This is a genomic window from Pseudomonas sp. FW305-3-2-15-C-LB1, from assembly GCF_058787615.1.
In genome coordinates this window covers 251,602-277,458 of record NZ_JBYSZX010000006.1, presented here as the reverse complement: position 1 = coordinate 277,458, position 25,857 = coordinate 251,602, and the positions used below count along the sequence as shown (strand labels likewise).

25 protein-coding genes are annotated in these 25,857 nt (G+C 62.3%); 15 read left to right on the top strand and 10 right to left on the bottom strand.

Going from position 1 to position 25,857, the window contains the following annotated elements:
• Positions 1-12: 12 nt before the first annotated feature.
• Entirely contained in the window at positions 13-1,212 is a 1,200-nt protein-coding gene (locus AC3WP7_RS14780; RefSeq protein WP_071493452.1) for an HlyD family secretion protein, read from the top strand.
• Positions 1,212-2,741: a DHA2 family efflux MFS transporter permease subunit gene (locus tag AC3WP7_RS14775; RefSeq protein ID WP_058423856.1), complete on the top strand. Its 1,530-nt coding sequence runs from the start codon at positions 1,212-1,214 to the stop codon at positions 2,739-2,741. The genes AC3WP7_RS14780 and AC3WP7_RS14775 overlap by 1 nt, the downstream gene beginning before the upstream one ends.
• Positions 2,742-2,896: 155 nt before the next feature.
• Here AC3WP7_RS14775 and lpxH read toward each other — a convergent pair whose 3' ends face one another.
• Both lpxH and AC3WP7_RS14765 read right to left on the bottom strand, forming a co-directional pair.
• On the bottom strand, positions 2,897-3,646 hold the full coding sequence (gene lpxH / locus AC3WP7_RS14770; protein WP_093123992.1) for a UDP-2,3-diacylglucosamine diphosphatase: 750 nt from the start codon (positions 3,644-3,646) through the stop codon (positions 2,897-2,899).
• Positions 3,643-4,146, bottom strand: coding sequence for a peptidylprolyl isomerase (locus AC3WP7_RS14765; protein WP_010209496.1), 504 nt, complete (start codon positions 4,144-4,146; stop codon positions 3,643-3,645). Before AC3WP7_RS14765 ends, lpxH begins: the two co-directional genes overlap by 4 nt.
• 239 nt (positions 4,147-4,385) lie before the next feature.
• Between AC3WP7_RS14765 and AC3WP7_RS14760 the strand changes: the two genes are divergently transcribed.
• Positions 4,386-6,086 (top strand): glutamine--tRNA ligase/YqeY domain fusion protein, encoded by a 1,701-nt coding sequence (locus AC3WP7_RS14760; RefSeq protein WP_092244897.1) that lies wholly within the window; start codon positions 4,386-4,388, stop codon positions 6,084-6,086.
• Positions 6,087-6,107: 21 nt separating this feature from the next.
• Positions 6,108-7,496 carry a cysteine--tRNA ligase gene (cysS, locus tag AC3WP7_RS14755; RefSeq protein ID WP_092244900.1) on the top strand — a complete coding sequence of 463 codons (1,389 nt, stop codon included), beginning with the start codon at positions 6,108-6,110 and terminating at the stop codon, positions 7,494-7,496.
• Positions 7,497-7,847: 351 nt separating this feature from the next.
• Here cysS and AC3WP7_RS14750 read toward each other — a convergent pair whose 3' ends face one another.
• Positions 7,848-8,396, bottom strand: coding sequence for a dihydrofolate reductase family protein (locus tag AC3WP7_RS14750; protein ID WP_092244903.1), 549 nt, complete (start codon positions 8,394-8,396; stop codon positions 7,848-7,850).
• Positions 8,397-8,508: 112 nt separating this feature from the next.
• Between AC3WP7_RS14750 and lepB the strand changes: the two genes are divergently transcribed.
• Together lepB and AC3WP7_RS14740 are read left to right on the top strand one after the other, a co-directional pair.
• Entirely contained in the window at positions 8,509-9,177 is a 669-nt protein-coding gene (lepB, locus tag AC3WP7_RS14745) for a signal peptidase I (RefSeq protein WP_102591757.1), read from the top strand.
• A gap of 50 nt (positions 9,178-9,227) precedes the next feature.
• Positions 9,228-9,686, top strand: a complete 459-nt coding sequence (locus tag AC3WP7_RS14740; protein WP_092244909.1) for an HIT family protein — start codon at positions 9,228-9,230, stop codon at positions 9,684-9,686.
• Positions 9,687-9,812: 126 nt separating this feature from the next.
• Here the strand turns inward: AC3WP7_RS14740 and AC3WP7_RS14735 are convergent, their stop codons facing one another.
• The 7 genes from AC3WP7_RS14735 to AC3WP7_RS14705 all read right to left on the bottom strand — a co-directional run bounded on the left by AC3WP7_RS14735 (position 9,813) and on the right by AC3WP7_RS14705 (position 16,995).
• Positions 9,813-10,151, bottom strand: coding sequence for a Na+/H+ antiporter subunit G (locus tag AC3WP7_RS14735; protein ID WP_028616866.1), 339 nt, complete (start codon positions 10,149-10,151; stop codon positions 9,813-9,815).
• The gene (locus AC3WP7_RS14730) at positions 10,148-10,426 is read right to left on the bottom strand and encodes a K+/H+ antiporter subunit F (RefSeq protein WP_005789171.1); all 279 of its coding nucleotides are present in this window, start codon (positions 10,424-10,426) and stop codon (positions 10,148-10,150) included. The genes AC3WP7_RS14735 and AC3WP7_RS14730 overlap by 4 nt, the downstream gene beginning before the upstream one ends.
• Complete coding sequence (locus AC3WP7_RS14725) at positions 10,423-10,911, bottom strand: Na+/H+ antiporter subunit E (RefSeq protein ID WP_071493444.1); 489 nt, start codon at positions 10,909-10,911, stop codon at positions 10,423-10,425. Before AC3WP7_RS14725 ends, AC3WP7_RS14730 begins: the two co-directional genes overlap by 4 nt.
• The gene (locus AC3WP7_RS14720) at positions 10,908-12,590 is read right to left on the bottom strand and encodes a monovalent cation/H+ antiporter subunit D (RefSeq protein WP_092244912.1); all 1,683 of its coding nucleotides are present in this window, start codon (positions 12,588-12,590) and stop codon (positions 10,908-10,910) included. The genes AC3WP7_RS14725 and AC3WP7_RS14720 overlap by 4 nt, the downstream gene beginning before the upstream one ends.
• Complete coding sequence (locus AC3WP7_RS14715; protein ID WP_003192163.1) at positions 12,587-12,931, bottom strand: Na+/H+ antiporter subunit C; 345 nt, start codon at positions 12,929-12,931, stop codon at positions 12,587-12,589. The genes AC3WP7_RS14720 and AC3WP7_RS14715 overlap by 4 nt, the downstream gene beginning before the upstream one ends.
• A complete protein-coding gene (locus tag AC3WP7_RS14710) occupies positions 12,931-15,852 on the bottom strand; it encodes a monovalent cation/H+ antiporter subunit A (protein WP_093512851.1) in 2,922 nt (973 codons plus the stop codon). Before AC3WP7_RS14710 ends, AC3WP7_RS14715 begins: the two co-directional genes overlap by 1 nt.
• A 213-nt stretch (positions 15,853-16,065) precedes the next feature.
• On the bottom strand, positions 16,066-16,995 hold the full coding sequence (locus AC3WP7_RS14705) for a DMT family transporter (protein ID WP_093123976.1): 930 nt from the start codon (positions 16,993-16,995) through the stop codon (positions 16,066-16,068).
• A 92-nt stretch (positions 16,996-17,087) separates the two neighbouring features.
• Between AC3WP7_RS14705 and AC3WP7_RS14700 the strand changes: the two genes are divergently transcribed.
• From AC3WP7_RS14700 to AC3WP7_RS14660, 9 genes are all read left to right on the top strand, one after another.
• On the top strand, positions 17,088-17,651 hold the full coding sequence (locus tag AC3WP7_RS14700) for a helix-turn-helix domain-containing protein (RefSeq protein WP_093512847.1): 564 nt from the start codon (positions 17,088-17,090) through the stop codon (positions 17,649-17,651).
• 155 nt (positions 17,652-17,806) lie between these two features.
• Complete coding sequence (locus AC3WP7_RS14695) at positions 17,807-19,003, top strand: SfnB family sulfur acquisition oxidoreductase (RefSeq protein ID WP_093512845.1); 1,197 nt, start codon at positions 17,807-17,809, stop codon at positions 19,001-19,003.
• A gap of 12 nt (positions 19,004-19,015) precedes the next feature.
• Positions 19,016-19,342: an acyl-CoA dehydrogenase gene (locus AC3WP7_RS14690; protein ID WP_071491957.1), complete on the top strand. Its 327-nt coding sequence runs from the start codon at positions 19,016-19,018 to the stop codon at positions 19,340-19,342.
• The gene (locus AC3WP7_RS14685) at positions 19,342-20,775 is read left to right on the top strand and encodes an LLM class flavin-dependent oxidoreductase (RefSeq protein ID WP_092244926.1); all 1,434 of its coding nucleotides are present in this window, start codon (positions 19,342-19,344) and stop codon (positions 20,773-20,775) included. The genes AC3WP7_RS14690 and AC3WP7_RS14685 overlap by 1 nt, the downstream gene beginning before the upstream one ends.
• A gap of 112 nt (positions 20,776-20,887) precedes the next feature.
• Positions 20,888-21,790, top strand: a complete 903-nt coding sequence (locus tag AC3WP7_RS14680; RefSeq protein WP_102591758.1) for an AMP-binding protein — start codon at positions 20,888-20,890, stop codon at positions 21,788-21,790.
• Positions 21,787-22,557, top strand: coding sequence for an ABC transporter ATP-binding protein (locus tag AC3WP7_RS14675; RefSeq protein WP_071491954.1), 771 nt, complete (start codon positions 21,787-21,789; stop codon positions 22,555-22,557). The genes AC3WP7_RS14680 and AC3WP7_RS14675 overlap by 4 nt, the downstream gene beginning before the upstream one ends.
• Positions 22,557-23,438 carry a branched-chain amino acid ABC transporter permease gene (locus AC3WP7_RS14670; protein WP_058423839.1) on the top strand — a complete coding sequence of 294 codons (882 nt, stop codon included), beginning with the start codon at positions 22,557-22,559 and terminating at the stop codon, positions 23,436-23,438. Before AC3WP7_RS14675 ends, AC3WP7_RS14670 begins: the two co-directional genes overlap by 1 nt.
• A gap of 4 nt (positions 23,439-23,442) precedes the next feature.
• Entirely contained in the window at positions 23,443-24,492 is a 1,050-nt protein-coding gene (locus AC3WP7_RS14665) for a branched-chain amino acid ABC transporter permease (protein WP_102591759.1), read from the top strand.
• Positions 24,493-24,513: 21 nt separating this feature from the next.
• Entirely contained in the window at positions 24,514-25,854 is a 1,341-nt protein-coding gene (locus tag AC3WP7_RS14660) for an ABC transporter substrate-binding protein (RefSeq protein ID WP_093512834.1), read from the top strand.
• Positions 25,855-25,857: the final 3 nt, after the last annotated feature.

Sequence of the window (25,857 nt, the reverse complement as noted above, 5' to 3'; positions counted from 1 at the left end):
GAGGTATTTGTCATGGCCACTGCCGAAAACACCAATGCAACCGAACAACCCAAAGACAACAACCCCCGCAAACGCAAGGTGATGCTGATCGGCCTGGCGCTGATCGTCATCCTCGCCGTGGTCGGCGTATGGGGCTGGTATGAGCTGTACGGCCGCTTCAGCGAAAGCACCGACGACGCCTACGTGAATGGCAACGTGGTGGAAATCACCCCGCTGGTCACCGGCACCGTGGTCAGTATCGGCGCCGACGATGGCGACCTGGTCCACGAGGGCCAGGTGCTGATCAACTTCGACCCGAACGACGCCGCCGTCGGCCTGCAAAGTGCCCAGGCCAACCTGGCCCGCACCGTGCGCCAGGTGCGCGGCCTGTACAGCAACGTCGACGGCATGAAGGCCCAGGTCAATGCGCAGAAAGCCGACGTGCAGACCGCCCAGGACAACTTCAATCGTCGTAAAACCCTGGCCCAGGGCGGGGCGATTTCCCAGGAGGAGCTGTCCCATGCCCGTGACAGCCTCACTGCGGCCAAAAACGCCCTGACCAACCTTGAGCAACAACTGAAAACCACCAATGCGTTGGTGGACGACACGGTGATCAGTTCTCACCCGGATGTGCAGGCCGCCGCCGCGCAACTGCGCCAGGCCTACCTGGCCAATGCGCGCAGCACCTTGATCGCACCGGTCACCGGCTATGTGGCCAAGCGCACCGTACAACTGGGCCAGCGCGTACAACCGGGCACCGCATTGATGGCGGTGATCCCGCTGAACCAGCTGTGGATCGACGCCAACTTCAAGGAAACCCAACTGCGTGACATGCGCATCGGCCAGCCGGTGGACATCGAATCGGACATCTACGGCAGCGACGTGAAATTCAGCGGCACCATCGACAGCCTCGGCGCCGGTACCGGCAGCGCGTTTGCCCTGCTGCCGGCGCAGAACGCCACGGGTAACTGGATCAAGATCGTGCAACGGGTGCCGGTGCGTATCCACATCAATGCCGAAGAACTGGCCAAGCACCCGCTGCGCGTGGGCTTGAGCACCCTGGTCAAGGTCGACCTGCATGACCAGAGCGGCCCGGTACTGGCGCAACAGGCGCCGCAGAAGGCCTCGTTCAGCACCAACGTGTATGACCGCCAACTCGCCGAGGCCGACGCCATGATCACCCAGTTGATCCATGACAACAGCCTCGCCGCGCCCAAGGCTGTGCAACGCTGATGAGCAATAACGCCTCCTTCACGCCACCCAGCCTGTTGATGGCCACCATTGGCCTGTCGCTGGCGACCTTCATGCAGGTGCTCGACACCACCATCGCCAACGTGGCGTTGCCGACCATTTCCGGCAACCTGGGCGTGAGTTCGGAGCAGGGCACCTGGGTCATCACCTCGTTTGCGGTGAGCAACGCGATTGCCTTGCCGCTCACCGGCTGGCTGAGCCGGCGGTTTGGCGAGGTCAAGCTGTTCTTGTGGGCGACGATGCTGTTCGTGCTGGCGTCGTTCCTGTGTGGTATTTCCACGTCGATGCCCGAGCTGATCGCTTTTCGCGTCATACAAGGCCTGGTGGCCGGGCCGTTGTACCCGATGACCCAGACGCTGCTGATCGCCGTCTACCCGCCGGCGAGGCGAGGCATGGCCCTGGCGTTGCTGGCGATGGTCACGGTGGTGGCGCCGATTGCCGGGCCGATCCTCGGCGGCTGGATCACCGACAGCTACAGCTGGCCGTGGATCTTCTTCATCAACGTGCCCATCGGTATCTTTGCGGTGATGGTGGTGCGTTCGCAGTTGAAGAAACGTCCGGTGCAGACCAGTTATCAGCCGATGGACTACGTCGGGTTGCTGAGCTTGATCGTCGGCGTGGGCGCCTTGCAGATCATTCTCGACAAGGGCAATGACCTGGACTGGTTCGAATCCAACTTCATTATCGTGGGCGCGGCGATTTCGGTGATTGCCCTGGCGGTGTTCATCATCTGGGAACTCACCGACAAACACCCGGTGGTCAACCTGAAGCTGTTTGCCTACCGCAACTTCCGCATCGGCACCATCGTGTTGATCCTGGGGTACGCAGGCTTCTTCGGCATCAACCTGATCCTGCCGCAATGGTTGCAGACTCAGATGGGCTACACCGCGACCTGGGCCGGGCTGGCGGTGGCGCCGATCGGTATTTTGCCGGTGCTGATGTCGCCGTTCGTGGGCAAGTACGCGCACAAGTTCGACCTGCGCCTGCTGGCGGGCCTGGCCTTCCTGGCGATTGGCTTGAGCTGCTTCATGCGCGCAGGTTTCACCAATGAGGTGGACTTCCAGCACATCGCCCTGGTGCAGCTGTTCATGGGGATTGGCGTGGCGCTGTTCTTCATGCCGACCTTGAGCATATTGATGTCCGACCTGCCGCCGCACCAGATTGCCGACGGCGCGGGCCTGGCCACGTTCCTGCGCACCCTGGGCGGCAGCTTCGCGGCGTCGCTGACCACCTGGATCTGGATTCGCCGGGCGGACCAGCACCATGCCTACATGAGCGAGAACATGACCACCTACGACTCGGCGACCCGCGATGCCTTGCAGGCGCTCGGTGGGGCAGGGCAGAAGGCCTATACGCAGCTGGACCAGATCCTCACCAGCCAGGCATACATGATGTCCACCGTGGATTACTTCACGTTGCTGGGGTGGATGTTCATGGGGTTGATGCTGCTGGTGTGGCTGGCCAAGCCGCCGTTTGGCGCCAAGGCCGGGCCGGAGGCTTCCGGCCACTGATCCGCAAGGGCTGGAATGCAATCAACTGTGGGAGGGGGCTTGCCCCCGATGGCGGTGGCTCAGTCAAAAATATGCTGACAGATCCACAGCCATCGGGGGCAAGCCCCCTCCCACATTTTGATCTCTTTTCACGGGGGATCTGGGGTGTTGGTGGCTCAGGCGCCGGGCAACGCCAATTGCGGATTGACGAAGTCAAACGCCGCCAACTGAAACCCTTGCTCATCCACCTGCAGCGCCCACCCCTGCTTGTCCCAATCCCCCAGCACAATGCGCTTGGCGGCCTGGTCGCCAATCTGCAACTTGTGAATGGCGGGGCGGTGGGTGTGGCCGTGGACCAGGGTGCGCACGCCGAACTGCTGCATCACCCGTGGGACTTCCTCGGGCGTTACATCGACAATGTCGTTGGCCTTCATGCGCGTCTGCGCCCGGCTTTCACTGCGCAGCTTGCGCGCCAGCTTGTGCCGCGTGCCCAGGGGCAGGTTGCGCAGGATAAACAGCGCGATAGGGTTACGCAGGATGCGCCGCAGCTTCATATAGCCGACGTCGCGGGTGCAGAGGCTGTCGCCGTGCATCAACAGCACGGGCTCGCCATGGAGCTGCACGACACTCGGGTCCTTGAGCAAGGTGGCGCCTGCGGCTTTGCAGAACGCCTTGCCGATCAGGAAATCGCGATTGCCGTGCATGATGAAAATCGGAGTGCCGCTGTCGCTCAGTTCGCGCAGGGCTGCGCAAATGGAGCGCTGAAACGGTGTCATCCCATCGTCGCCAATCCAGGCTTCGAAGAAGTCCCCCAGAATGTACAACGCCTGGGCGCCACGGGCGCGGCCGTGGAGCAGATCCAGAAACGCCCGGGTGATGTCCGGGCGCGTATCGATCAGATGCAAATCTGAAATCAGCAATATCACCCAACGATCTCGGCTTTCTCGACGATCACGTCTTCTACCGGAACGTCCTGGTGACCGGCTTTACCGGTGGTCTGCACGCCTTTGATCTTGTCGACGACGTCCTGGCCTTCGGTGACTTTACCGAATACCGCGTAGCCCCAGCCCTGCACGTTCTTGCCGCTGTGGTTCAGGAAGGCGTTGTCGGCCACGTTGATGAAGAACTGCGCGGAGGCCGAATGCGGCTCCATGGTACGGGCCATGGCGACGGTGTACTTGTCGTTGGAAAGGCCGTTGTCCGCTTCGTTCTGGATGCTTGGGCGCTTGTCTTTCTTTTCTTTCATGCCAGGCTCGAAACCGCCGCCCTGGATCATGAAGTTGCCGATGACACGGTGGAAAACGGTGTTTTCGTAGTGGCCGGCGTTCACGTACTCGATGAAGTTGGCGACGGTGATCGGCGCTTTCTCGGCGTTGAGCTCGATGACGATGTCACCGTGGTTGGTGGTCAGTTTGACTTGAGTCATGTTGGCTACTCTTTTCAGGGAATTCGTGGGTTTGGGTGCCCGGGGCACCACGACCGGTATGGCGAAACTGCGGCCAAGGCGCGCAGTTTAGCGTGACCTGCAGGAATTTCGAGGTGGTTTTTTACCACTGGTGCGTTAAATGCACCGCAACCCTGTCAGCGGCTTGACAGCATCAGCTATGATAAGCCCTTTGTTTTGTCGGCCTAGCCCGGCCACGTACTTGTCTGTTCAAGGATCCTATGAGCAAGCCCACTGTCGACCCTACCTCGAATTCCAAGGCCGGACCTGCCGTCCCGGTCAATTTCCTGCGCCCGATCATCCAGGCGGACCTGGATTCGGGCAAGCACACGCAGATCGTCACCCGCTTCCCGCCAGAGCCCAACGGCTACCTGCACATCGGTCACGCCAAGTCGATCTGTGTGAACTTCGGCCTGGCCCAGGAATTCGGCGGCGTCACGCACCTGCGTTTCGACGACACCAACCCGGCCAAGGAAGACCAGGAATACATCGACGCCATTGAAAGCGACGTGAAGTGGCTGGGTTTCGAATGGTCCGGTGAAGTGCGCTATGCCTCGCAGTACTTCGACCAACTGCACGATTGGGCCGTCGAGCTGATCAAGGCCGGCAAGGCCTACGTCGACGACCTGACCCCGGAGCAGGCCAAGGAATACCGTGGCACCCTGACCGAGCCGGGCAAGAACAGCCCGTTCCGCGACCGTTCGGTAGAGGAGAACCTCGACTGGTTCGCCCGCATGCGCGCCGGTGAGTTCCCGGACGGCGCCCGCGTATTGCGCGCCAAGATCGACATGGCCTCGCCGAACATGAACCTGCGCGACCCGATCATGTACCGCATCCGCCACGCCCATCACCACCAGACGGGCGACAAGTGGTGCATCTACCCGAACTACGACTTCACCCACGGCCAGTCGGACGCCATCGAAGGCATCACCCACTCCATCTGCACCCTGGAGTTCGAAAGCCATCGTCCGCTGTACGAATGGTTCCTCGACAGCCTGCCGGTACCGGCGCACCCGCGTCAGTACGAGTTCAGCCGCCTGAACCTGAACTACACCATCACCAGCAAGCGCAAGCTCAAGCAACTGGTCGATGAAAAGCACGTACACGGCTGGGACGACCCACGCATGTCGACGCTGTCGGGCTTCCGCCGTCGCGGGTACACGCCGGCGTCGATCCGCAACTTCTGCGAGATGGTCGGCACCAACCGTTCCGACGGCGTGGTCGACTACGGCATGCTCGAATTCAGCATCCGCCAGGACCTCGACGCCAACGCCCCACGTGCCATGTGCGTGCTGCGCCCGTTGAAGGTCGTGATCACCAACTACCCGGAAGACAAGGTCGACCACCTTGAACTGCCGCGTCATCCGCAAAAAGAAGAACTCGGCGTGCGCAAGCTGCCGTTTGCCCGTGAAATCTACATCGACCGCGATGACTTCATGGAAGAGCCGCCAAAAGGCTACAAGCGCCTGGAGCCAAACGGCGAAGTGCGCCTGCGCGGCAGCTACGTGATCCGTGCCGACGAAGCAATCAAGGACGCCGATGGCAACATCGTCGAACTGCGTTGCTCGTATGACCCGGACACCCTGGGCAAGAACCCCGAAGGCCGCAAGGTCAAGGGCGTGATCCACTGGGTGCCGGCGGCGGCCAGCATCGAGTGCGAAGTGCGCCTGTACGATCGCCTGTTCCGCTCGCCAAACCCTGAAAAGGCTGAAGACAGCGCCAGTTTCCTCGACAACATCAACCCTGACTCCCTGCAAGTACTTACGGGTTGTCGTGCCGAACCCTCGTTGGGCGAAGCACAGCCGGAAGACCGTTTCCAGTTCGAGCGCGAAGGTTACTTCTGCGCGGATATCAAGGACTCGAAACCAGGTCGCCCGGTATTCAACCGCACCGTGACCTTGCGTGATTCGTGGGGTCAGTGATTCTGTCTTAAGGGAATTGTCGTGTTAACGATCTACAACACACTCAGCAAGACCAAAGAAGTCTTCAAGCCGCTGGACGGCAACAAGGTGCGCATGTACGTGTGCGGCATGACCGTGTACGACTACTGCCACATCGGCCACGGCCGCAGCATGGTGGCCTTCGACCTGGTGACCCGCTGGTTGCGTTTCAGCGGCTATGACCTGACCTATGTGCGCAACATCACCGACATCGACGACAAGATCATCAACCGCGCCAACGAAAACGGCGAGTCGTTCGACGCGCTGACCGAGCGCATGATCGCCGCGATGCACGAGGACGAGGCGCGCCTCAACATCCTCAAGCCGGACATGGAACCGCGTGCCACCGACCACATCCCGGGCATGCACGCGATGATCCAGACCCTGATCGACAAGGGTTACGCCTACGCGCCGGGCAATGGCGACGTGTACTACCGCGTCGCCAAGTTCATGGGCTACGGCAAGCTGTCGCGCAAGAGAATCGAAGACCTGCGCATCGGCGCACGTATCGAAGTCGACGAAGCCAAGCAGGACCCGCTGGACTTCGTGCTGTGGAAAGGCACCAAGCCCGGCGAGCCGAGCTGGGAGTCGCCATGGGGCGCCGGGCGTCCGGGCTGGCACATCGAATGCTCGGTGATGTCCACCTGCTGCCTGGGCGAGACCTTCGACATTCACGGTGGCGGCAGCGACCTCGAGTTCCCGCACCATGAAAACGAAATCGCCCAGAGCGAAGCCGCCACCGGCAAGACCTACGCGAACGCCTGGATGCACTGCGGCATGATCCGCATCAATGGCGAGAAGATGTCCAAATCCTTGAACAACTTCTTCACCATCCGCGACGTGCTGGAAAAGTACCACCCGGAAGTGGTGCGTTACCTGCTGGTATCCAGCCACTACCGCAGCGCCATCAACTACTCGGAAGACAACCTCAAGGACGCCAAAGGCGCCCTGGAGCGGTTCTACCACGCGTTGAAAGGTCTGCCGGCCGTAGCGCCGGCCGGCGGCGAAGCCTTCGTGGCCCGCTTCACCGAAGTGATGAACGACGACTTCGGCACCCCGGAAGCCTGCGCCGTGCTGTTCGAAATGGTGCGCGAGATCAACCGTTTGCGTGAGAGCGATCTTGATGCGGCGGCGGGTCTGGCGGCGCGCTTGAAAGAACTGGCCAGTGTGCTTGGGGTTCTGCAAATGAAGCCTGAGGATTTCCTGCAAGCCGGTGCCGAAGGGCGTGTGGATGCGGCGCAAGTGGATGCGCTGATACAGGCGCGTTTGACTGCACGTGCCAACAAGGACTGGGCGGAATCCGACCGACTCCGCGACCAACTCACCGCCATGGGCGTGGTGTTGGAAGACGGGAAGGGTGGGACGACGTGGCGGTTGGCGGATCAGGCTTGATCGGTAAACGCTGAATGAAAAACGCCCCGACTGGTTCGGGGCGTTTTTTTGCACATCGGTTTAACGGCTTACTCGATCGACTGTGGTAGCTGGCAGGGCGTGTGATGAGCGCCCTGTGGCGAGCGGGCTTGCCCCGCGTTGGGCTGTGAAGCAGCCCCAGAACCCGCGGCCGAAGAGTGCCTGATTCACCGCATTCCTCCTTCCAGGGTCGCTTCGCAACCCAACGTGGGGCAAGCCCGCTCGCCACAGTTACGTGCGATATTGAAAGTTGTGCTGATACCATGTTGCGATAACAGAGTGTCTACCATATATCGATTCGCCCACCTCCATTGCACGCTGGCTTTGCAATTGCTACGACAGCGATACTTGATAGCGGCTCTGCACAAATCCATTGTCCGATACATACGTGCCGAGATGACGAAGTTCTTGCTCGCTGCCCATCTGGCTGAACAAACAAACCCCTTTGCCCAGCAACACTGGTATGCGTGTGATGATCAACTCCTCGATCAGGCCCGCTTCAAGAAACGCCTGGATCGTCTGGCCACCGTCGATATAAAGGTGCTTCATACCGCGCTCGGCTAACGTTGCCACCAGTGTGGTCACGTCTCCCGCCATGACCTCGATCTTGCCCTCCAGATGTGTCGGAATCTGCAACTGCTGGCGAGACAGCGCAATCACCGGGATACCCTCATAGGGCCACTCCGCAAAGGACAACACCTTCTCCAGGGTCTTGCGTCCCATCACCAGCGCATCCACCGTGGCGACAAAGCCTTCATAAGTCACACCGTTCAACTCGGCGGTTTCATACTCCGGCCGGTGCAACCAGTCGATATCACCGTCCGGGCGGGCGATGAAACCGTCGACGCTGGCGGCGATAAACACTGAGCATTTGATATCCATGGCGAAAACTCCTTTTTGTGCGCTTGGACGCTAATGTTGATTTAATCCTCGCGTGTAACAACCGGGCGTCTGGGAAACAACCCTGATGCCCCTGTCTGCCGTGCGAGGATGTATGCGAAGTTGGTTGATCCGTTACCGTTACGCAATCATTTTCTGGTTGTGCTTCGGCGTTTTCCGTACCTCCCTGGCGGACTGGAATCCCATTCCCTCCGGCTCCATGCGCCCGACCTTGCTGGAGGGCGATGTAGTGTTGGTGAACCGGGTGGCCTACGACCTCAAGCTGCCGCTCACGGACATTTCCCTGGCCCAGCTCGATAACCCCCGGCGCGGTGATGTGGTGACGTTCTCGTCGCCCAAGGACGGCATGCGCCTGATCAAGCGCATCGTCGGCATTCCCGGTGACACCCTGGAAATGAAAGATGAGGTGTTGTGGGTCAACGGCGTGCCTGCCACCTACAGTGACGCGCAGGACATCAGCGAACCCATCCTGCCCGGCCATACGGTGCCAGGAATCAAGCTGACCGAACGGGCGGCCAACCGTCAGCGCACGGTGCAGTTCATGCCGACGGTGCGGGCACTGCGCAATTTCGGGCCGGTGGTGGTGCCGGCCGACAGTTACTTCATGCTGGGGGACAATCGCGATAACAGCGATGACTCCCGGTACATTGGTTTTGTGCCGCGTCGGCTGTTGATCGGGCGGGCACATCATGTGCTGGCATCGGCGCAGAGCCTGGATCACTGGATGCCACGGTTTCGCAGGTTTGGCTCGCCTATCTTGTAATGGAAGTTGTGCTATTTGAAGGGCACCAAGAACCACTGATGGAGACTCGAATGACGTGTATTTTCTGCAGCATCGTCCAAAAGACTTCCCCGGCGCACATCCTGTGGGAAGACGACCAGCACATGGCCTTCCTGTCGATCTTCCCCAACACCCCGGGTTTCAGCGTGGTAATCCCCAAGCAGCACTACGGCAGCTATGCGTTTGCGCAGTCGGATGAGGTGTTGGCCGGGCTTGCCGTTGCAGCGAAGAAAACCGCGCTTCAGATCGACCGTGCGTTTCCCGATGTGGCGCGCACCGGGATGATCTTGGAAGGGTATGGCGTGGATCACCTGCATGCGAAGCTGTTTCCCATGCATGGAACCGGCGGCGACAGTACCTTCAAGCCGCTGAGTTCGAAGGTGGACAAGTTTTTTGAGGCGTATGAAGGCTATATCTCGTCCCATGACCATGTGCGGGCGGATGATGGCGAGTTGGCGGAACTGGCGACCAGAATCCGATCTTTCGCCTGACACAGTTCAAAATGTGGGAGGGGGCTTGCCCCCGATGGCAGTGTGTCAGCCAGTATATCTGTAGCTGACCCACCGCTATCGGGGGCAAGCCCCCTCCCACATTTGGACCTTTGTGTTTCTGAGGACTCAGCGGCGGCTGCTGACTTCGGCGGGTACATCATCGCCCGCCATGCGCTTGCGGAACAACGCCGTGCGCGCCAACAGCAACGTGGTCACCGGCACGGTGATCGACAGCAGAATCGGAATCAACCACCCGTGCAACACCGGCCCGGACTTGAGCACCGAAAAATAAATGATCGACGCCAACGCCACACACCACGCTCCCAGCGTCGATGCGAGTGCGGGCGGGTGCATGCGCTGGAAGAAGTCCTTCATGCGCAGCAACCCGATCGCGCCAATCAATGCAAATACACTGCTGAGCACCAGCAGCACGGCCACGACGATTTCCATCCATAACGGCATCATTCAATCACCTCCCCACGCAGCAGGAATTTCGCCAGGGCAAACGAGCCGACGAAGCCGAACAGCGCGATCAGCAGCGCCGCTTCAAAGTAGGTGTCACTGGCATACCGGATACCCAGCACCAGCATCATCAACATCGCCAGGATGTACAGGTAGTCCAGCGCCAGTACCCGGTCCTGGGCTGACGGGCCTTTGAACAGGCGGATAAGCGTCAGCACCATGGCCAGGGAGAACAGGAACAGGCTGAACAGGATCGCATTGGAGAGCAGCGCGCTCATTCGAAGATCTCCATCAGGGGCCGTTCGTAGGTGGTCTTGAAGTGCTCGATGAAGGGCGCCTCATCGTCCAGGTCGAATACGTGCAAGAGCAGGATGCTGCGGTCCAGCGCCAGTTCCGACCAGATGGTGCCGGGCACCACGGTGGTGATCATCGACAGCGCGGCGAGGCCGTTGGGGTCGCGCAGGTCCAGGGGAATCCTGATGAAGCGCGAACGCGGTGGGCGGGAGCCGCAGGTCAGCACGCCCCAGGCCACTTGCAGGTTGGAGACGATCACGTCACGGCCCACCAGGAAAAACAGGCGGATGATCACGCCGGGGCGACGGATGCGGATCGGCAGTGGTCGCAACGGTGCCATCAGCAGCGGCGCAAGAAAGCCCAGCAGTGCACCCAGCAGCAGGTTGCCCGGACTGACCGACAGGTTCAGCACCAGCCACAGCACCCACAGCGCCAGGGACAGCCACGGAGCAGGGAACAATCGCTTCATGGTTGCACCTCCAGGGCGGCGGCCTGGGCTTCGGGGCTCGGCACCGGACGCGTGGCCATCACCGCCATCACATAGTGCTCGGGGTTGTTCAGGCTCACGGCAGTGGCCTGGGTGTAGCGCAGCAGTGGTTCCGCCTTGAAGGTCAGCAGGATGCTCAAGCCCAGCAGGAAGAAAATCGGCACGCATTCATAGCGACGCAGTAGCGGCGAAGGGCGTTCTTCCGGGGTCCAGAAGCGCTGGATGCCCAAGCGTGCGAAGGCAATCAACGAGGCCAGGCCGGAGAGAATCAGCAACGCCACCAAGCCCCAGGCGGCTGGCCGGATCGGTTCGTCAATACTCATACCCAGGCCCAGTGGATTGACCAGCGCACTCAACAGACTGAGCTTGCCGATAAACCCGGAGAGCGGCGGCATGCCGATGATCAGCAGGGCGCAGGCGATAAAGCTCAAGCCGAGGAACGCCATGGTCCAGGGAATCACCTGGCCGACCACGGCTTGCTGCTCGTCATCGAGGTTGACGCCAGGGCGCGGGTGCAGGGATTCCATGGCCTTGGGCAACGCATCGATCTCTTCGTCCAGCGGCAGGTCGTTGGCCGAGCGTGACCGTTCGATCAATTCAGCCAGCAGGAACAGCGCGCTCAAGGCCAGGGTGGAACTGACCAGATAGAACAGCGCGCCCGCCGTCAGGCTTGGTTGGGCGAAACCGACGGCGGACAGCAAGATCCCCGCCGACACCAGGATGCTCAAGCTGGCCATGCGCTCCAGGCGCTGCGCCGCCACCATCGCCAGCGCCGCGCAAATGATGGTCGCCATGCCGCCATACACCAGCCAATCCCCGCCAAACAGCGCCGACGCCCCGGCCTGGCCGGAGAACAGCAGGGTCCACAGGCGCAGCACGGTGTACACGCCGACCTTGGTCATGATCGCAAACATCGCCGCCACCGGCGCACTGGCCGAGGAGTAGGCGGGCGCCAGCCAGAAGTTCAGCGGCCACATGCCGGCCTTGGCCAGGAATGCCGTCGCCAGGATCGCCGCACCGGCATGCAACAGGCCGCGATCGGCCTCCGGCACCAGCGGGATTTTCAGCGCCAGGTCAGCGAAGTTCAGCGTGCCGGTGACACCGTAGATCATCGCCGCGCCAATCAGGAACAGCGAAGACGCCAACAGGTTGATCGCAATGTAATGCAACCCCGACGACACCCGCGCACGCCCGGAGCCATGCAGCATCAGGCCATAGGAGGCCGCCAGCAGCACTTCGAAGAACACGAACAGGTTGAACAAGTCCGCCGTGAGGAAGGCGCCGTACAACCCCATCATCTGGATCTGGAACAGTGCGTGGAAGCTGGTGCCCGCACGATCCCAACGGGCCATGGCGAACAGCAGCGCACTCACGCCGATGATCCCGGTGAGTACCAGCATCAGCGCCGAGAGTTGGTCCACCACCAGCACAATGCCGAATGGCACCTGCCAGTTGCCCGGCAGGTAAACCCCAATCGAGCCTGGGCCGCCTTTTTGCGTCCAGTACAGCAGCAGGATGGCGATGCCCAGGCCGATGACGCTGGAGAACAGATTGATTTTCGCCTTGAGCGGGCGGCGCTTTTCGCCAAGCATCAGCATCAGCGCGGCGGTCAGCAATGGCAGCAGGATCGGCGCGACGATCAGTTGATTCACCCAATTCATTCCTTGGGCTCCCGGCCGTCCACATGGTCGGTGCCGGTCAGGCCCCGGGAGGCGAGCAGCACCACCAGGAACAACGCGGTCATGGCGAAGCTGATCACGATGGCCGTGAGCACCAGGGCCTGGGGCAGCGGATCGGTGTAGTTGAGCAGGTCCTGCGGCACGCCGTCCTTGATGATCGGCTCCTTGCCGATAAACAGGCTGCCCATGCTGAAAATGAACAGGTTGACGCCGTACGAAAGCAGGCACAGGCCCATCACCACCTGGAAGGTCCGTGGCCGCAGGATCAACCAGACGCCGGAAGCCGCCAGGACTCCAATGGCAATTGCGATGACTTCTTCCATCAGGCGGCTCCTTCCGTTGCGGCAACCACTTTGGCCTGGTTGCTCGGTTTATGGGCCCGCACGGACTGGTGACCGAGGGCGGTGAGCATCAGCAGCGTCGAGCCGACGACCATGGCGTACACGCCGACGTCGAAGAACAGCGCGCTGGCGATGTGAATGTCGCCAAGCAATGGCAGGCTGAAATGCCAGGTGTGAGTGGTGAGGAACGGGTAGCCGGCAAACAGCGCGCCGAGCCCGGTCAGGGTTGCCGACAGCAGCCCGAAGCCCATCCAGCGCATCGGCCGCAGGCTCATCTGCGCCTCGACCCACTGCGTACCGGCGACCATGTATTGCAGGATGAACGCCACCGACATCACCAGCCCGGCGACAAACCCGCCACCCGGTTGGTTGTGGCCGCGCATGAACAGGTAGAACGACACCACCAGCGCAATCGGCAGCAGCAGGCGCACCAGCACCGCCGGCACCATCATGAAGCCCAGGGCGGTGTCGCTGGCCTGGCGCGGGTTGACCAGGTCGGTGGCCACGTCCGGCGCCAACTGGCGCTGTTGCGGCGGCAACTCCATGCTCTCTTTTGACGGGCGGAAGCGCCGCAGCAGGGCGTACACCGTCAGCGCCACGGCGCCGAGTACGGTGATTTCGCCCAGGGTGTCGAAGCCCCGGAAGTCCACCAGCATCACGTTCACCACATTGCTGCCGCCGCCTTCGGGCAGGGCGCGGCTGAGGTAGAACGAAGAAATATCGTTGGGCGTCTGGCGCGTCAGCATCGCGTAGGACAGCAACGCCATGCCACCGCCCACCACGGTCGACAACAGGAAGTCACGCAGGCGACGGATGCGCGCCTTGCGCAGCGAGCTGGGCAGTGGCGACACCTCTTCGATCCGCCGTGGCAGCCAGCGCAGGCCGAGCAGGATCAGCACGGTGGTGACCACTTCGACCACCAACTGGGTCAGCGCCAGGTCCGGCGCCGAGAACCACACGAAGGTCACGCAGGTCATCAGGCCGCACACGCTGACCATGGTCAGGGCCGCCAGCCGGTGGTACTTGGCTTGCCAGGCGGCGCCGAGGGCACAGGCAATCGCCAGCAGCCACAGGGTGACGAACACGATGGAGCCCGGGATCTTCGGGCGGTCGCCCCAACTGAGGCCACTGTTGAGCATCGGGATCATGCCGCCGATCACCGCCACCAGCACCAGCAGGAACAATTGGGTCTGCAGGCGCTTGGTGCTGATGCGTTTCTCGATCCTGCGCACGCCGCGCATCATCACCACCAGGCTGCGCTCGAAGCCGCGCTTGCCGTTGAAGTAGCTGATTACCGGCGGGTACTTGAAGCGGCCACGCTTGAGTTGCTTGCGCAGCAGCAGGTACAGCACCACGCCGCCGGACATGGCCACCAGGCTCATGATCATTGGTGCGTTCCAGCCGTGCCAGATTGCCAGGCTGTACTCCGGCAGCACGCCACCCACTACCGGCAGCGCGGCGGCGGCGAGGATCGAGCCGACCACCTGGGCCGGGAAGATCCCCACCAGCAGGCAGGTGAACACCAGCAACTCGACCGGTGCGCGCATCCAGCGTGGCGGTTCGTGGGGAGTGTGCGGCAGGTTGGTCGCGGTCGGGCCGAAGAACACGTCGACGGTGAAGCGCAGGGCGTAGGCCACGCTGAAGGTACCGGCGATGGTCGCGATCAACGGCAGGGCGAACTCCACCCAGGCCGTCGAGGTGATGAACACGGTTTCGGCGAAGAACATCTCTTTGGACAGGAAACCATTGAGCAACGGCACGCCGGCCATGGACGCACTGGCCACCATCGCCAGGGTCGCGGTAAACGGGATCAACCGCACCAGCCCGCTGAGCTTGCGGATGTCCCGCGTGCCACTTTCATGGTCGATGATGCCCGCGGCCATGAACAGCGAAGCCTTGAACGTGGCGTGGTTGAGGATGTGGAACACGGCTGCGACGGCCGCCAGCGGGCTGTTGAGACCCAGCAGCAAGGTGATCAGCCCGAGGTGGCTGATGGTGGAGTAGGCCAGCAGGCCCTTGAGATCATTCTGGAACATGGCGCAGTAAGCGCCGAGGAGGAGGGTAAGGGCGCCGGCACCGCCGACGATCCAGAACCATTCTTCGCTGCCGGACAGCGACGGCCACAGGCGGGCCAGCAGGAACACGCCGGCCTTCACCATCGTTGCCGAATGCAGGTACGCCGACACCGGCGTAGGGGCCGCCATCGCGTGGGGCAGCCAGAAGTGGAAGGGGAACTGCGCGCTTTTGCTCAAGGCGCCGACCAGCACCAGGGCCAGCATGACCGGGTACAGCGAATGCGCGCGGATCTGCGCGCCCGCCGCCAGTACCTGGTCCAGGTCATAGCTGCCGACGATATGCCCCAGCAACATTACGCCCGCCAGCAGGCACAGGCCGCCGGCGCCGGTGACCATCAGCGCCATGTACGCCCCACGGCGCGCATCGGCGCGGTGGTGCCAGTAGCCGATCAGCAGGAACGAGAACAGGCTGGTCAGTTCCCAGAAGAACACGATCTGGATCAGGTTGCCGGAGATCACCAGCCCGAGCATGGCCCCCATGAAGGCCAGGAAAAACGCGAAGAAGCGCGGCACCGGATCGTCCGGCGACATGTAATAGCGCGCATACAGCGACACCAGCGTGCCGATGCCCAGCACCAGCATCGAGAACAGCCAGGCAAACCCATCCATGCGCAGCACGAAGTTCAGCCCGAGGCTGGGCAACCACATGAATTCTTCGCGGATCACGCCACCGTGGGCGATCTGGGGGTAGAGCAGGGCGACTTGAATAGTGCCGACCAGGGCCACCAGGCCGGCCAGCAGGGATTCGGTGTTACGTGCATTGTGCGGCAGCAAGGCCGCCAGACAGCTGCCAATGAACGGCAGAAGCAGTAGAACTATCAGGGACATAGGCTTCTAATCTGCGGGAGTTTGGGATGCATCATACGTGCCGCTTTCACGATCACCAAACGGCAAGATGTGGCAGGATCCTACAAGCTAAGCCGAAATCGCCCATTTGGCATTGTTTCAGGTAACCCGATTCGGGCAAGCGACACCGCCCCCCCTGTGGGAGCCGGGCTTGCCCGCGATGGCGATCTGACAGCCACTGCAAGTACTCGGACCTTATCCCTGCTGTTCCTGTTCCCTCTCATCGCGCAATTCCAGGGCCTTCTGCCCCTTGGTCTTCATCTCGCTGACAATCACCGCCAACACAATCAACGCCGCCCCCACCATCGCGATCGGCGGGAAGCGTTCACCGGCAATCCGACCGACCACGCCGGCCCACACCGGCTCACCGGCATAAATCAACGTGGCGCGGGTCGGCGAAACACTTTGCTGCGCCCAATTCATCGCCACCTGGATCACCGCGCTGGTCAAGCCCAGGCCCACCGCGCTGAACAGCAGCAACCACGAAAACCCCGGCAGCGCCTCGCCCATTGGCACCACCATCAGGAACGACAGCAACGACGCCGTGGCCAGTTGCACCACGGTCACCCGACGCACGTCCACCTGCCCGGCAAAGGCGCTGATCAGGATGATCTCCGCCGCGATTGCCACTGCACCGATCAACGTGGCGATTTCACCGGGACTGAAATTCAGCGAAGCCCCCGCCGGCCCGGTCAGCAGCATCAAGCCGGTAAACGCCAGCATAATACCGATGCTCGGCATCAACCCCGGGCGCCGGCCCAGCACCAGCCATTGCAACAGCGGTACGAACGGCACATATAACGCCGTGATAAACGCCGATTGACTGCTCAAGATGGTCTGCAAGCCAATGGTTTGCAGCCCGTAGCCAAACATGATCGCCACACCGATAAACACTCCGGCTTTCAATTCGAACAGCGTCAGGTCGCGCAACGTGCGCAAGGAAAAGAACCCCACCACAATCGCTGCGGCCGCAAACCGCAAACCGACAAAAAACATCGGCCCACTGACCGTCATCGCATGTTGCACCAGCAAAAACGTGCCGCCCCAGATCATGGTGATCACCACCAGGATGCATTCGGCTTTGCTGAAACGGTTGAAACGTGGGGAGGCGGTCGGGGTGGTCATGGCGGCTCGGTCTTGCAAGGGAAAGGCACGGACCGCACAATGCGCCGCACGCTGGGCAGTATACTGCGCACACCCACCCATTGAGCAATATAGTGCACAAAGAAAATCCCCACCGGGCTTCGGTCCTGCAGCACGTCAGCCAGAACGTCCGTCGCCTGCGGCATGCCGCCGACCTGAGCCAGACTGCGCTCTCGGAAAAATCCGGGGTCAGCCGGCGCATGCTGGTGGCCATCGAGGCGGGCGAAAAGAACGTCAGCCTGTCCACCCTCGACCGCGTGGCCGAAGCGTTGGACGTGGCGTTCAGCGACCTGATCCAGGCGCCCGATGCCCCCGACCACAGCCGCATCAATGAACTGGCCTGGGCCGGTGACATTCCCGGCAGCAAGGCGGTGTTGCTGGCCAAGGCCACGGCGCGGCGCGAGGTCGAGTTGTGGGAAATGCAACTGGAGCCGGGCGATCGCTACAGCCCTGACCCCGACCCGGATGGCTGGAGCGTGCAATTGTTCGTGTTCCAAGGCTGCCTCACGCTGCTGGTGGGCGATGAAGAAAAGCGCGTCGCGGCTGGTGAGTTTTATATGTTCGCCAGCCGGAACGTGCATGGTTATCGCAATGACGGCGACATGGCAGTGCGCTTTGTGCGCAACGTGGTGATCTAACTGTTCCTGCGGCAACAGTGGATGGACACTTTGCTGGTTTAAAAAGCGCTCGGCTGCGCTGAAATGCCAGCAACTCGCTGATTTTATTGGCGACTGGATTCAGGCACGACTCCTGCAATCACCCAGGTCATCCCCTCGGAGCCTGGAGTCGGCCCATGTCAGCCCACCCTCAACACCCTGCCCATATCATCCGCTCGGACGCGGAAGCCATCGAGGTCGCCACGCGGCTGGCGGCGCGGTTTGCCGTCGAGGCCAGCGCCCGCGACCGTGAGCGGCGCCTGCCGGTGGCCGAGCTTGACGAGTTCTCCTCCAGCGGCCTGTGGGGCATCACCATTCCCAAAGCGTACGGCGGCGCTGGCGTGTCCTATGTGACCGTGGCAGAGGTGATCAAATTGATCTCTGCCGCCGACCCGTCCCTGGGGCAGATCCCGCAGAACCACCTGGGCGTGGTGGACATCCTGTTGCAAACCGCGACCGAGGCACAAAAACAGTACTACTTCGGCAAAGTCCTCCAGGGCTACCGTTTCGGCAACGCCTTTTCCGAAGCCAAGAGCAAGAACGCCGGCACCTTCGATACCCAGATTCGCTTTCACGGCGATACCGCGCAGATCAACGGCGAGAAGTTCTACTGCACCGGCGCGCTGTTTGCTCACCTGGTGCCCACCGTCGGCAACAATGAAGACGGCCAGGCCTTTATCGCCTTTGTCGAACGCGACGCGCCCGGCCTGAACGTGATCGACAGTTGGGACGGCTTCGGCCAGCGCACCACTGCCAGCGGGGGTGTGACCCTTGATGGTGTGACCGTGCCCCTGAGCGCGGTAATCCCTGCGCACCAGGCCTTCGACCAGCCGACCGCCAATGGTCCGATTTCGCAGATCATCCAGGCGGCGGTCGATACCGGTATCGCCCTCGGTGCCCTTGAACAGGCGAAGATTTACGCACGCCAGGCGCGGCCCTGGATCGACAGCCAACAGGATCACGGCTGGCAGGACCCGTTCACCATCGCCGCCATCGGCGACCTGGAATGGCGTGTGCACGGCACCGAAGCCATCCTCGCCAAGGCGGGGCAAGCCGTAGACCGCGCCCTCGCCGAGCCCAGCGAAGACAGTGTCGCCCACGCCTCACTGGTGGTCGCCCAGGCCAAAGTCCTTTCTGCCGAAACCGCCTTGCTCGCCAGCAGCAAACTGTTCGAACTGGCCGGCACCCGCTCGGTCACCGGCAAGCACAACCTCGACCGCTTCTGGCGCAATGCACGCACCCACACTCTGCACGACCCGGCGCGCTGGAAATACCACCTGATCGGCAACTATGTGCTCAACGGCGTAAAACCTGCGCGCCACGCCTGGAACTGAGGAACCTCACCCATGACTGCACTGACCCTTGCGCGCCAACTGCTGGACAGCACCCGCCGTCACGTTGAAAACAGCACTGACCCCTACGTGATCAGCCGCTTCGGCGACTTGCAGATTCGCGTCGATGTGGCCGCGGCCTTGTTTGAACGCGCCGAAACCCATCCAGGCCCGGTGGCGTTGACCGAAGCGCAAATCGCCGCCGCAGAGGCGCTGATCGCCGCGAGCAACGCCGAGTTCGAACTCACCGGCCAACGCACCGCACTGCCGTCGAGCCTTGATGACCCGCTGCGTACGAAGTACCAGATCGTCGGCAACTACCATCTCAACGGAGTGCTTTGATGTCCCGTGAAATCCGCTTGAACGCCTTCGACATGAATTGTGTCGGCCACCAGTCGCCGGGCCTGTGGGCGCATCCGCGTGACCGTTCGTGGCAGTACAAGGACCTGGAATATTGGACCGACCTCGCCAGGATCCTTGAACGCGGCAAGTTCGACGGCCTGTTTATCGCCGATGTGCTGGGCATCTATGACGTGTACAACGGCAACGGCGACGCGGCGATTCGCCAGGCCACCCAAGTGCCGGTCAACGACCCGCTGTCGCTGATCGCACCGATGGCCTTGGTCACCGAACACCTGGGCTTCGGCCTGACCGCTTCGTTGTCGTTCGAACATCCGTACCCGTTCGCCCGCCGTCTCTCGACCCTGGACCACCTGACCAAGGGCCGCATCGGCTGGAACATCGTCACCTCCTACCTGGAAAGTGGCGCCAAGAATCTTGGCCAGAAGGCCCAGACCGAGCACGATGCGCGCTACGACTACGCCGAGGAATACCTGGAGGTCTGCTACAAACTCTGGGAAGGCAGTTGGGAGGAGGGCGCCGTGTTGCGTGACCGCGAACGGCGGATTTTCAGCGACCCGAGCAAGATCCACGAGATCCGCCACGTCGGCAAACACTTCCAGGTGCCCGGCATTCACCTCTGCGAACCGTCGCCGCAGCGCACGCCAGTGCTCTACCAGGCGGGCGCGTCGAGCCGTGGCAAGCAGTTCGCCGCCGAACAGGCCGAGTGCGTCTTCGTTGCCGCGCCGTCCAAGGTGCTGCTGAAAAAGACCGTGGCCGACATCCGCCGACGTGCGGCCGAAGCCGGGCGCGATCCGAAGAAAATCCTGATCTTCAACTTGCAGACCGTGATCGTCGGCGAGACCGATGCCAAGGCCAAAGCCAAGTTTGAGGAGTACAAATCCTATGTCAGCTATGAAGGCGCCATGGCGCTGATTTCCGGCTGGACCGGCATCGACTTCAGCCAATTCAAACCGGATGAGCCACTCAAGCACGTGCACACCAACGCCATTCAATCGGCGGTAGAAGCGTTCTCTACGGCCGATCCGAACAAGGTCTGGACCCCGAATGAACTGGCCGACTGGGTCGGTATCGGCGGCTTTGGCCCGCTGTTCGTCGGCGGCCCGGAAACCGTCGCGGACCTGTTGCAGGAGTGGGTCGAAGACACCGATGTGGACGGCTTCAACCTGGCCTACGCCCTGACCCACGAAACCTTCATCGACGCCGTGGACCTGTTGGTGCCGGAGTTGCAGAAGCGTGGGGTGTACAAGACCGAGTATGCCCAGGGCACGTTGCGCGAGAAGTTGTTTGGCGACGGCGCAAGGTTGGCCTCCAACCACCCTGGTGCCGGCTACCGCAATTTATCTGACGCGCACATAACCAATGTGGGAGGGGGCTTGCCCCCGATAGCGGCAGTCCAGTCAAAGCACTTGTGACTGACACACCGCCATCGGGGGCAAGCCCCCTCCCACAGTTGATCGGTGTTGATCCAAATAATCCAGCCAGCGGACCACCGCACGCACACACACCAATAGGAGCACTACCCCTATGAGCGTGCACGAACTCAAACGCCCACTGGCCGTGGAGTGGCCCGCCGAATGGCTCGGCCACCTGCCCAAGGCCCTGGAACAACTGCGCCACTGGGCGCAGATCACGCCGCTGCACACCGCCCTGCGCCACAAGCGCCAGGGGCAGTGGTACGCATGGCGCTGGATCGACGCCTTGCGCGATGTGGAGCGTCTGGCCGATGGCTTGCGCCAGCAGGGGGTCAGCGAGCAATCGCGGCTGGCCCTCAGCGGGGCGTTCGAGCCGAACCTGCTGTTGCTGGCCCTGGCGGCGCAATCCATCGGCGCGCAGGTGCTGACCCTGGCCGATGACCTGGAGCCCGAGGCGCTGCAACACCACCTGTGGCGCATTCGCCCGACTCATTCCTATGTGCAGGGCCGCCAGACTGCGCGGCATTGGCAGTCGGCGAACCTGTTGGATTTCGCCCAGTTGCTCGGCCCGTTGGCGCCGACGCAACACTTGGCACGCTGGTGGCAGCCCACGGGGGAAGCCCTGTTGTGGAGCGAAGAGGGCACCCACTGGCAGGGCGGTCTGGCGGTGGTGCTCGAGCAATGGCTGAACAGCGGTCACGGTCTGGCCTTCCCTGAAAGCCTGGCCTCGGCGCGGCGCGACCGCAGCGAAGTCGCACCCACCGGCCTGCTGTTGTCGCCCGCACGCTTGCAGCACCTGGCCGACGAGATCGAAAGCCGCTTGGCGCCCCACGGCACCTGGCGCCGACGCTTATGCGACTGGGCCATCGCCCACCCGCAAAGCGGCCTGCGGCGCCTGCTGAAAAACCGCGTGCGCCGGCTCCTGGGTTTCCAGCGCCTGGCCTACATCTGGCAACCCGTCAAAGCCGCCCCTTCACCGGTGTGGCTGGCGGAATTCAAACGGGACATCGCATGAGCCAGGCCATTTTGCAGGTGCGGGATATCTCGCTGTCGTTCAAGGGGGTCAAGGCGATCAATGCCTTGTCCTTCGAGGTGTTGCGCGGCGAGATCTGCGCGTTGATCGGGCCGAATGGTGCCGGCAAGAGTTCGCTGCTCAATGTGCTCAATGGCGTGTATCGCTTCGATGCCGGCGAGATTGTCTTCGAAGACCAGCACTTCCACCGTATCGATCCGTTGGGCGCCGCGCGCCGCGGCATTGGGCGCACCTTCCAGAACAACGCGCTGTTCAAGAAAATGAGCGTGCTCGACAACATCCTCACCGGCCTGTCGCGGCATATGCGCAGCAGCTTTATCGAACAGGCCCTGGGCTTGCCTCGCGCACGCCGGGAAGCCGAAGCGTTCCGGTTGCGCGCCCAAGGCATTCTCGAATTCCTGGAACTGCAAGCCCACCGCGATGTGCTGGTGGGCAACCTGTCCTACGGCCTGCAAAAACGCGTGGAACTGGGCCGGGCGTTGATCGCAGGGCCGAGCTTGTTGCTGCTGGACGAGCCCATGGCCGGCATGAACGCCGAGGAAAAACAGGAAATGGCGCGCTTCGTTGCCGACGTCAACCGCGACCTCGGCACCACCGTGGTGTTGATCGAACACGACATGGGCGTGGTCATGGGCCTGTCCGACCATGTGGTGGTGCTCGACTACGGGCGCAAGGTCGGCGACGGCACGCCGGCGCAAGTGCAGGCCAACCCCGAGGTGATCGCGGCTTACCTGGGAGTGGTGCACTGATGACGTTTTTCTTTGAAACCCTGCTCGGCGGCCTGCTCGCCGGCACCATGTACTCGTTGGTCGCCATCGGCTTCGTGCTGATCTACAAGGCCAGCGGCGTGTTCAATTTTGCCCAGGGCGCGATGCTGCTGTTTGCCGCACTGACGTTCGTCAGCCTGCATGACCAGGGCGTGCCGTTTGCCCTGGCGTTGCTGCTCACGGTAATTGTGATGAGCGTCGGCGCCTTGTTGATCGAGCGCCTGGTGTTGAGGCCATTGGTGAACCGTTCGCAGATCACCTTGTTCATGGCCACGCTGGGCCTGTCGTTCATTATCGAAGGCCTGGCCCAGGGGTTGATGGGCTCCCAGGTGCGGGCGCTGGACTTGGGCATCGACGACGTACCGCTGTTCGTCGGCCCGCTGATGCTCAGCCAGTTCGACCTGATCGCCGCCGCCGCTGCGGTGGTGCTGGTGACGGTGCTGGCGCTGCTGTTCAACAAGACCCGCATCGGCGTGTCGCTGCGCGCGGTGGCGGATGACACCACGGCGGCGCTGTCCATTGGCATCAACCTCAACCGCATCTGGCAGATCGTCTGGGCGGTGGCCGGCATCGTCGGGCTGGTGGCCGGGCTGCTGTGGGGCGCGCGCCAGGGGGTGCAGTTCTCGTTGTCGCTGGTGGTGCTCAAGGCCTTGCCGGTGTTGATCATCGGCGGCTTTACCTCGATTGGCGGGGCGATTGTCGGCGGGCTGATTGTCGGCGCGGCGGAGAACCTTGCCGAGGTGTACATCGGCCCGTTGATCGGCGGCGGTATCACGCCATGGTTCGCCTATGTTCTGGCCCTGGCCTTCCTGTATATCCGCCCCGCCGGCCTGTTCGGCGAGCGCGCCATCGAGCGAGTCTGAAAGCATGTCGATCCCTCTTGCACAACACACCGCACCGTTGCTGCTGATTCAGCGGCGCATCCCCTGGGCCTTGATTGGCCTGCTGGCACTGGCCTTTATCGGGGTGCCGCTGTGGGGCAATGACTATTGGCTGAACGCGATCCTGATCCCGTTTCTGGTGCTGTCATTGGCCGGGCTGGGCCTGAACCTGCTCACCGGCTATACCGGGCAGACCTCGGTGGGCGCGGCCGGCTTCATGGCCGTCGGTGCGTTTGCCACCTACGGTTTTCTGCTGCGCCTGCCGGAGCTGGGGTTGCCGGTGGCGCTGCTCGGCGGCGGGGTCATCAGTGCGTTGGTCGGCCTGCTGTTCGGCCTGCCCAGCTCGCGGATCAAGGGCTTCTACCTGATGGTCACCACCCTGGCCGCGCAGTTTTTCCTGGAGTGGCTGTTCGTCAAGTTTCCCTGGTTCTACAACTACGGTTCGTCCGGGACCATTTCCGCGCCCAGGCTGGCGCTGTTCGGCCATGACCTCAACACACCGCTGGGCCGCTACCTGCTGACCCTGGTCACGGTACTGCTGCTGACCTGGACCGCGATCAACCTGGTGCGCAGCCAGATCGGCCGCAACTGGATGGCGATCCGCGACATGGACACCGCCGCCGCCGTGGTCGGCATTCCGGTGGTGCGCTACAAGCGCCTGGCGTTCGCGGTCAGTTCGTTCTACCTGGGCATAGCCGGTGCGCTGTGGGCCTTCGCCTACCTGGGCACCGCCAGCGCCAGTAGCTTTGATATCAATCGCTCCTTCCAGATCCTGTTCATCATCATTATCGGCGGCATGGGCAGCATCGCCGGCAACTTTGTCGGGGCGGCGTTCATCAGTTTGCTGCCGATCTTCCTCAGCCATGCCGGGCAGGCGCTGTTCGGCGGCTCGGTGGATGCGGGGCAGTTGCAGAACCTGCAGAAAATCATCTTTGGCGTGTTGATCATCGTGTTCCTGATCAAGGAACCCGAGGGCTTGATTCGCCTGTTGCACAACCTGCGTGACCGCGTGCGGCAGTGGCCGCTGCGTTTCTGACATTCCCTTAAGAGAATCCCTATGCGTGCATCCTTGAAACGTTCCCTGGTCGGCGCTGCCTTTGCGCTGGCAACCTTGGCCGGTGCAGTCCCCCAGGCAATGGCCTCGCCGGACCAGCAATTCATTCCCCTGGCGACCTATCGTGTGGGCGCCTATGCGTCCAGCGGCGTGCAGGTGTGGGCCGGGATGATCGATTACCTGCGTTACATCAACGAGGTCGAAGGCGGCATCAACGGCGTCAAGCTGGTGTGGCAGGAATGCGAGACCGAGTGGACGGCAGAGAAGGGCATCGAGTGCTACGAGCGCTTCAAGCATGGCCTGGATGGCGCGCCGGTCGCGGTGTACCAGCCCAATGGCGCGCCGGCGGCGTATGCGCTGAGCGAGCGGGCCGAGGTGGACAAGATCCCGCTGATCACCCTCGGCTACGGCCGCACCGAAGCCACCGACGGCACGGTATTCCCGTATAACTTCCCGGTGATGCTGACCTTCTACAGCGAGGCGTCGACGCTGGTGAACTACATCGCCGAGCGTGAAGGCGGTTTCGACAAGCTCAAGGGCAAGAAGATCGCCACGGTCTACCACGACTCGGCCTACGGTCGCGAAACCCTCGGCCCGCTCAAGTTGCTGGCGGAAAAATACGGCTTCGAAAACATCCAGATCCCGGTCGCCGACCCCGGCAACGAGCAGTCCGCGCAATGGCGCCAGGTGCGCCAGGCCAACCCGGACTGGGTGTTCCTGCGCACCTGGGGCGTGTCCACACCGGTTGCGGTGAAGACCGCCGCGCGCTTCGGCTTCCCGGTGGACCATATCATCGGCGACATCTGGGCCAGTTCCAGTGAAGACGTATTGCCCGCAGGCGCCGCCGCCAAAGGCTACCTGGCCCTTACGCCATACCCGGCCGGGGCTGATTTCGAGATCCACAAACGCCTCAAGCAATACATCCTCGACAAGGGCCACAGTGACCTCAAGGACCTGAAGAACTTCGGAAGCGTCTACTACAACTCCGGCCTGGTGAACGCCGCCGTGGCGGTGGAGGCAATCCGCACCGGCCAGGCCAAGTTCGGCAAGCGCCCGCTCAATGGCGAAGAAGGCCGCTGGGGCCTGGAACACCTGAACATCGACGATGCGCGCTTGAAGGACATGGGCTACCTGGGCCTGATGCAGAACCTCAAGCTGTCGTGCCGCGATCACGAAGGCGGCGGCTCGGCGCGGGTGCAGCAGTGGGACGGCGCCAACTGGACGCTGATCAGTGAGTGGATCGCCGCCGACCGTGGGTTGTTGCGCCCGTTGATCGATGAAAAATCGGCAGCGTTCGCCAAGGAAAAAGGCCTGACGCCACGCACCTGTACCGGGGACGAATAAATC